Here is a 7,791-nt window from a genome sequence, read left to right on the forward strand (position 1 = left end):
ATGTATTCCTGGAAAGATGAAATTGAAAGTAACGCCGTGGAAGTTCATATTCATACTATCCGTAAAAAACTGGGCAGTGATTTAATTCGAACCATTCGAGGCGTCGGTTATATTGTGGATAAACCAAAATGAATGTATCGATTCGCAAGCGGCTGTTATTTAGCTTGCTATCTTTAATAACTGTTGCGTGTATATTTACCTTAACTAAAAACTATTTTGATACCCGCAAGGAAATCCAGGAGCTTATGGACGCGGAGCTGGCGCAGTCAGCCCGCGTACTACTGGAAATCAGCGCACATGAACTCTATGAACAGTTAGCCTATGATGCCCAGGATACAGAAAGAGACGGCGTTTCGGAACACATCAATACCCAGGTCCATAAATATCAACAGGAAATTGATTTTCAAATCTGGACCATCGATGGCCGTCTGGCAGTACGTTCGGAAAATTCTCCAACCGATGCCTTAATTGACAAAGATGAAGTATTCGGTGAGCGGGTAGTCAATGGCGAACGCTGGCGGGTGTATTCGATATCAGACGAACATAACACGTTACGTGTCCAGGTTGGCCAACCCTTAAAACAACGGGATAGCTTGAGTAACAGCATATCCATCCGGTTGATTACATCATTCGGCATAATTCTACCGATGCTGGCGGTGTTGATTTTTTTCACTGTCGGCCATGCGATGCAGCCCTTAAAAAATATTGCCAAGCAAATTGAAAATCGTCGTTTTGACAATCTGCAACCAGTTGATACCTATCACGTGCCATCCGAAGCGCTGCCAATAGTAAATTCATTAAACTCGCTATTTAAACGACTTCAAAATGCCTTTGAAGAAATAGTTTTGTTTACCTCCAATGCGGCTCATGAATTAAGAACACCTTTAGCCGCGCAGAAAGTTCATGCTCAAGTTGCGATGCAATCCAGTGATGACAAGGCCCGTAATGAAGCCTTGCAGGAAGTGGTTGATAGCATTGATCGTGCTACACACATGGTGGAACAACTGTTGACTCTATCGAGGCTGGATCCAGAAGGAAGCTTGTGTTGTGGTGAAAACGCCAATCTTTGCCATATTGCAGAAGAACAACTGTCAGAAATTGGTATCGCGGCACTGGATAAGAACATAGATCTTAGCCTGGATGCGCCTGACGACTGCTTTGTTAAGGGTGAATCGGTTATGGTTGGTATTCTGATTCGAAACCTCGTTGAAAACGCCATCCGTTATACGCCAGAAGGTGGAACTGTGACAGTTTCAATAATGGAAGAAGACAATCACAGGCATGTTATCGTGGAAGACAGTGGTCCGGGGATTCCTGAGGAAGAGTACGAAAAAGTTTTTAAGCGATTTTACCGAGTATCTGAAGGAAATCACGAGGGAACTGGACTGGGCCTGGCAATGGTACAACGCATAATTGAAATTCATCGTGCTGCAATTGAGTTTGGTAAATCACGTTATGGTGGATTAAAGGTCGATGTATGTTTTGCCGAACCTCAACTTGTTTGATGACGGCAGAATGTAAGATTGTTTCTAAAGACAATTTGAGCCGAGCAAACTGCCAACTACGCTGCCTGCTGCATTCCACACCATGTCTCGTTCGCTGTACATGGTTTTTTTCCTGCGTTTGTCATAACTTTCTTTTGCTGCACCCAATGTCAGCGTCACACTGAAACCAATTAACGCTGCTTCGCAGTTGTCACGGTTATCATCCCTGGCTGCATTGGCTATAGCTGCACTGATCGCAGTAGATAATAGAAAGTGTTTATATTTATCACTGGAAGTCCAGTCATCTTTAAGATTATTTTTGTTCTGGCTTGCACACCCGATCAATACAAAAAATAGTAAAATTAGTACTATAGTTTTACCGATTGTTGTGAAACGCCAGTTCAATATTGGTTCTCTCAAGTCACGCCTGGGTAGATAGATTTTAAAGCAACGAAAAAAGTTGTCGATCGCCTGTGTTAATCTAGATAGTTTAGCCTATTAAATGCCCATTTTAGGCAATTATATTTAATCAATGCGTCGTCCTGGAGTATTTGGGTAAAAAGTGATTGCCAGGTGGGCTGTGTGGTGGCGTCATCGATTTGTCATGAGTTGCTGCTAATGTTGGAAGCTTGAGCAATAGCAATTATTCTTTTCACCTCGCAAATATCAGAGAAAGCGTTTTAGCGTGCCAGGGAAGTCGCTCTGATCTATTTGTACTCGAGACTAAAGTGGTTAAGGATTAAAAAGATCTATTCTGGAAGTATCAAGGACCTTTTTCTTTCTTTTTATATTACACAGCAGCTCTTTTATGGTGTTTGTCCAGAGCCTCCACATTTTCGTCGATAATAGGATTATCGTTTTCATCATAATGAAGATAAACTTCCTTGTTTGTCCTTAAATAGTTTACTTCACCATCGCTTAGTTTTGTGTATTCACGAATTTGATCTGTGGTCACTATCGGTGCTTTACTCTGGCGACGATTGTGCCGTCCGTATTTTTTTTGATTCCAAAGTATCCACGATGCCATCATTACCCACATCACAAGAATTACAGTTCCGTAATGAGCAACGCTTTCCAGTGTCTCCAGTCCTCCAGGGGATAACATTTGTTGTTTGAATAAGTAGCTACCGGCGACCCACACTAGCAAACTGATCAAAGGCATGATCAGGTATACCCACAAACTCCATGAGATAAACATAATGACCAGTTCAGCGTATTTCTGGGTTTGGGGTACCAGGCGCCAGAACATATTACGGTGTTCCGGTTTTTTTTGTGCTTCCCGTAAACGTAGTGGAGAATAAAGTAGTTTTCGCCCCGGGCTCACCCAAACTGCATGTCGGGTTTTGCCCATTTTCGCCAGTCCTCGGGGAACAGCAACGATCGTGGTGGCGGCGCTAATAGCCCAGTATATAGCGGGATACCAAATGGCCCAGAATAAATAGCGAAACAACCCGCGCCGTTCGTACAGGCTATCGAGTAATAAACCTACAGCAAACTGAGTTAAGCATACGAGCGCTAATGCGACCCCCGTCCATTGCGGTATCAGGGTTTCAACGACCAGTGCGTCAGGCCAGTACGCTTCCGGTACGGTGTACGTTGCTGCCCAACATAACACCGTGAATGCAACTGAATAGCACCAGACGACACTGATCCAGTATTCCAGTCCCACCAGCCACATGCGACGATTTTTCCATTGAAAAATATCTTTGCCAAACTTAACCGCTGCTTCAACACCACCCTGTGCCCAGCGCAAGCGTTGTTTCCAGAGTGATTTTATAGATTCGGGAACCAGTATCCACGTTAGTGCCTTGGGTTCATAGCGTATATCCCAGTAACGCAGCTGCAGTTTCCAGCTAATGTCGATGTCTTCCGTAACTGTTTCTGCAGACCAGTAGCCTACATCGTGCAACGCAGATTTACGAAAGCAGGCATTGACACCGGACACGGTGAACAGCCGACCGATATTCCGCTGTGTTCGTTTCACCATGCCTACAATTGCAGAGAATTCTCCGATCTGGATGCGAGCCAACAGGCTGGTTTTATTGATAACTCGGGGATTGCCGGTTACTGCTCCAACGCGTGGACAATCAAGGAAATGTTTAACCATCCAGAAGAGGGCATCTTTATCCAGCAGTGCGTCGGCGTCAATGCACATAATATAATCTGCTGTGCTGGCATGTACCCCAGCATTCAATGCCATTGCTTTACCGTAATTGCGCGTTAGTGTAACGACTTTCAGGTTATCGATCTCATTAGATAATTTATGCAAAATCTGGCCGGTATCATCAGTGCTGCCATCGTTTACCGCAATGATATCAAACGAAGGGTAGTTGTTTTCAGTAAGCTGGTGGATCGCATCTTCAATACAGCTTTGCTCATTGTGGCATGGTACGAGAATAGAAACGTGTGGATGCGTATCCAGCTCGGGAGGTTTCGCTCGTTTGCGTTCGCGACGGTTAAAAAAGATTAGTGCGCCGGTCATCCAGTACACCGCCATGAATAGCGGGTAGAAAAAAATAAAAACAAAAAATACAAAATCCATGACTAATCTCCAAAAGCGGCTAGTAGTCTATTAGCTGGTTTATCTGGAATGGCGAAACCGCCAAGCATGCTGTAAAAATCTCTGTTTACATCGATGCCATAATGCTCCACACCCAGTGAGCGAATGGTTTCTTCAATTTTAGGAACTGTTGACATATCTTCCTGCGGGACTTTTACGTGAATAAATAATTTGGTTGGTAATCCTTTTGCATTCAGGATTTCTTTTCGCAATTGCTCGTTAGAATGAGAACTTTCCACAGGCAGAATAATGAAATCGTAGTTCCTGATGTCGTCAATTTTACCGTAATGACCGAATTTGGATTTGGGATGGAAGTAATTTACGATTTTCTTTATTTTGCTAACCCTGCTTGATGCTTGTCCGTCAAAAATCACACCGTTAAACCAGTTGAGGCGCGCAAGATCGGTATAAAACTCGTCTGGCTTATTTTCAGTGATATCTTCAGGTAAGCGTAAATAGACGTGACGAATATCCGAACCATTATGTAATTGATGAGTGACACGGTTCAGTATGTCAGACTCGACTTTCATTTGCTGAGTAGGAAAAAAAGCTCTTTTACCGTCATTGGTAAACGGGGAAATTATTACGGTATTTACGTTGGACTGCTCTATATTCTTTAGCAGGGATGATAGTAATTCCTCCTGCCTTTGATTTGTCTGTCCCCTGAATTTGTCCAGGCTTATTTCCACAAAGCGGTGTGTTAAATAGCGTAAGGGTTCATAGTTAAGGTCGGCTACAAAGTCATCAATTTTAGTTTCTCGCATTATCATAATGCGATTAAGTACCTTCAGCTGGTTTTTCATATTTGGGCCGTCGTCCAGAGTAAGCTGGATTTTCATGCCCAGTAAGTCTGCCTCTGTAGACAGCACATTGTCGTATCGGCCATAGGGCCAGGTGATTGCAACTGGTTTTACCTTTAATTCTTCTTCGAACCGCGTTACGCCATGTTTTAAATCGGCTGCAATACGTTGGCGGAAAGCAGACTCGGATTCATAGCTATTAATTGTGGGAGAAAAAATTCTTGTCACCCCCGACGGCGCATAGTTGCCTTGCGGATTAGACTGAACGCCGGTGTGCAGATCGTGGCTATGTGAAATTATGTCCACGTTCTGTGATTTTTGCAGTTCACGTAACTCTGACCAGCTCAGTAGTTTGTTGTGATACTCAGGAGGTGTGTTATTACCGTCAACCCAGCCACTGACTACGCTTAACACGGAAGGGTAGCCATAGATATCCAGTAATGGTGCAACAAAATCACTATAACTTTTCAGACCGTCGTCAAACGTTAACAGAACGGCTTTGTTAGGTAAGCTTTCCTGTTTTTTAATGATGCGTTCCAGAGTGCCAAGCGATATAGGCTGGTAACCGTGTGTTTCCAGGTAATCCATTTGAGCAACGAATGCAGATCGGCTGACTGCATATATGTCTTCTCCTGGTTCAGCAACGATATCGTGATAAGTTAGCACTGTTAGCTGGTTCGCTATTGCTGTGCTACAAACAGTGAGTACCAGTATGCATGTGAAAAATTGAATAAGTTTCATAAAAATTTCCTGGTGTAATTTACCAGAAACGATCCTATAGTTTCGCGGTCACCGTCAAAAACCCGGCTGGCGATTTCAAGCCACCAATTGAACGAGTGTACACGGCTGAAATCATATTCTTGTGAGTAACTCGCTCCGTAAATCGCTTTGGTGCTGTATCCCTGTTGGTCGTATTGCCCGACAAATAATGCAAGATGGTCAACATGGCGGTCATACCTGGAGTCATAAATAAAACTGGTTCGATGCACCAGGGACAGACTGGTGTCACGGAGTGGATTATAGTACACCGTGTTTTCCAGTGTGTTTTGCGAGCCATAGAGTTGCAGGATGACACGTTGCTCGCGTTTGGTTTTCATCTCATAGGCATAACCAAGTTCGGTATAATATGTATCGCGGTCGTTACCGTCTGAAAAACTATACGCGGACAACGAACCATACCACTCCCAGCGATAATCAAGAGAATGATAGTACGCCGATAAAGTTGCCCGGGGCGAGTCTACGCCAATGGCTTTCGCGCGTAACGGTACATCTTCCGTGTAAGAGGCGTATTGACCAAATATTTCCCATGAAGAATTAGGATAAAATATTAATGTAGTGGTTGAGCCGCCCTCACCACCATCTACTACATCAAAGGAGAACTCCTGTTCCAGATACCATTTGGGATTAAACCAGTACGTGACACCTGCACCCAGCCGGTGAAGGTCTCCAGTTTCGAATTCCGGGTCATCAGCAAAGGTAGTAAAGTAACGGACAAACCAGCGGGCAGCGTCTGCAAACTGCCGGGAATATTTTGCTTCAAGATAGTAATCCTGGTTGCCGGCATCTGACTGTCCGGTTCCGCTGCTTATATTCAGTTCCGGTTTGCGATCGATAACGATGTTATTCAGCAAGGATTGATAAATTGACTTGATATCTTCATTGTCTGGATAGTTTTTGCTGCCTTCCCGCAACAAGGCCAGCGCTTCGTCATTCCGCCGGGTACTGGCGAGGCATTCGGCAACCGGGCCAATTAAATAATCTTCCTTGTTGGGTCGGTCTTTGATGGCCTGGTATTTTTCCAGTGCCTCGTCACAGTCACCTTTCCAGCCGGCAATGACGACGTAATCCCGCCATATCGGATAATTGTCTGGATGTTTGGGCAATAGCTCGCTCAGAATTGCCAGAGCGGCATCATGGTCACCACTGTGCGACAATTCAATTGCGCGTTTATACTCTGATTCCAGAGATTTTTCTTGTGCCTTTTCTTCTTGTGCCAATGCATGCTGCATAAGAAACGGCAAAATTAATACCAGTAAAATTGTACTAAACCGCACAATCCTCACTCCTTTATTTCAACGAATATCGGTTTATACAGAGTGAAGTTTAGAGACGGCGAACTGCGACACAGGTGGACAACAGCTATTATTGTGTTATTGCCGACTTCAATACTTCTTGCTACTACTAAAAGTCCTGTATCCTACGAAAGCGATTATTTGGTGTGCCTTCAGTGGCTATGATGAGTAGTGCAACACTTACGTATTAGACGCTAAGTCCATGTTAGCACAAGATAAGTACAATATTTAAGTACTAAATCTCGATCTCCGATATATTTAGTGTGATTGTTTATAAGAGGTTGTTTTTTGGTCAATTTTTCACATTGTCGGCGACCAGAAATCGCTACCAATGCGCTGAATCAGGCAGTTTCATTCAATCGTGAAAGTTTTATTACTAATAAAATAGTTATAACAGTCTGAATAGCTTAATAATGTGCACAGTTCTCAGACTGATGAAATATGCCAAACACACGCTATGTGTAATAAAAATGTCATATAATTTTGCTCTAATGCGAGCCATATCATTGGGATAACAGCACTTATTTAAGTGTCCAATGTACAAATTGACGCAATACTATGAGCGCTGTAACGGAAAATGAAATCTAATTATTTATTAGTCGTTGAAGACGAATCGGCTATTCGAGACATGGTAGGTTTTACCCTGGAGCGTGCTGGATTTAACTGGTCTGGTGCGTCTGATGTCTCAGAAGCGGATGCTGAAATCGGTAACCGGCGGCCGGACCTGATCATTCTGGACTGGATGCTACCCGGGCTAAGTGGGGTGGATTTTGCTCGCCGGGTCCGAAGAAATACCGGAACCAAGGATATTCCTATCATTATGTTGACGGCGCGCAGTGAAGAAGATGACCGCATCAAAGGCCTGGATGCAGGTG

General features: G+C 43.9%; 7 protein-coding genes. 3 read left to right on the top strand and 4 right to left on the bottom strand.

Features of this window, described 5'->3' with window-relative positions; genetic code table 11:
* On the top strand, positions 1-132 hold the full coding sequence (locus ACWVCM_RS15710) for a winged helix-turn-helix domain-containing protein (protein ID WP_455202718.1): 132 nt from the start codon (positions 1-3) through the stop codon (positions 130-132).
* Entirely contained in the window at positions 129-1,505 is a 1,377-nt protein-coding gene (locus tag ACWVCM_RS15715) for an ATP-binding protein (RefSeq protein ID WP_455202712.1), read from the top strand. The genes ACWVCM_RS15710 and ACWVCM_RS15715 overlap by 4 nt, the downstream gene beginning before the upstream one ends.
* Before the next feature lie 24 nt (positions 1,506-1,529).
* On the opposite strand, the gene ACWVCM_RS15720 is transcribed toward ACWVCM_RS15715, so the two are convergent.
* From ACWVCM_RS15720 to ACWVCM_RS15735, 4 genes are all read right to left on the bottom strand, one after another.
* Positions 1,530-1,889, bottom strand: coding sequence for a hypothetical protein (locus ACWVCM_RS15720; RefSeq protein WP_455202713.1), 360 nt, complete (start codon positions 1,887-1,889; stop codon positions 1,530-1,532).
* A 385-nt stretch (positions 1,890-2,274) separates the two neighbouring features.
* Positions 2,275-4,026, bottom strand: coding sequence for a poly-beta-1,6-N-acetyl-D-glucosamine synthase (pgaC, locus tag ACWVCM_RS15725; protein ID WP_455202714.1), 1,752 nt, complete (start codon positions 4,024-4,026; stop codon positions 2,275-2,277).
* Between the two features lie 2 nt (positions 4,027-4,028).
* Entirely contained in the window at positions 4,029-5,585 is a 1,557-nt protein-coding gene (locus ACWVCM_RS15730; protein WP_455202715.1) for a polysaccharide deacetylase family protein, read from the bottom strand.
* The gene (locus tag ACWVCM_RS15735) at positions 5,582-6,898 is read right to left on the bottom strand and encodes a hypothetical protein (protein WP_455202716.1); all 1,317 of its coding nucleotides are present in this window, start codon (positions 6,896-6,898) and stop codon (positions 5,582-5,584) included. Before ACWVCM_RS15735 ends, ACWVCM_RS15730 begins: the two co-directional genes overlap by 4 nt.
* 595 nt (positions 6,899-7,493) lie before the next feature.
* Between ACWVCM_RS15735 and ACWVCM_RS15740 the strand changes: the two genes are divergently transcribed.
* Positions 7,494-7,791, top strand: a 298-nt coding sequence (locus tag ACWVCM_RS15740; protein WP_455202717.1) for a response regulator, incomplete at its 3' end; no start/stop codon positions are given.

Source organism: Kaarinaea lacus (genome assembly GCF_975902315.1).

Excerpts from the sequence above, each read along its gene's own strand:
- ACWVCM_RS15730 (WP_455202715.1), bottom strand. The coding sequence starts at position 5,585 with ATGAAACTTATTCAATTTTTCACATGCATACTGGTACTCACTGTTTGT.
- ACWVCM_RS15710 (WP_455202718.1), top strand. The coding sequence starts at position 1 with ATGTATTCCTGGAAAGATGAAATTGAAAGTAACGCCGTGGAAGTTCAT.
- pgaC (WP_455202714.1), bottom strand. The coding sequence starts at position 4,026 with ATGGATTTTGTATTTTTTGTTTTTATTTTTTTCTACCCGCTATTCATG.
- ACWVCM_RS15715 (WP_455202712.1), top strand. The coding sequence starts at position 129 with ATGAATGTATCGATTCGCAAGCGGCTGTTATTTAGCTTGCTATCTTTA.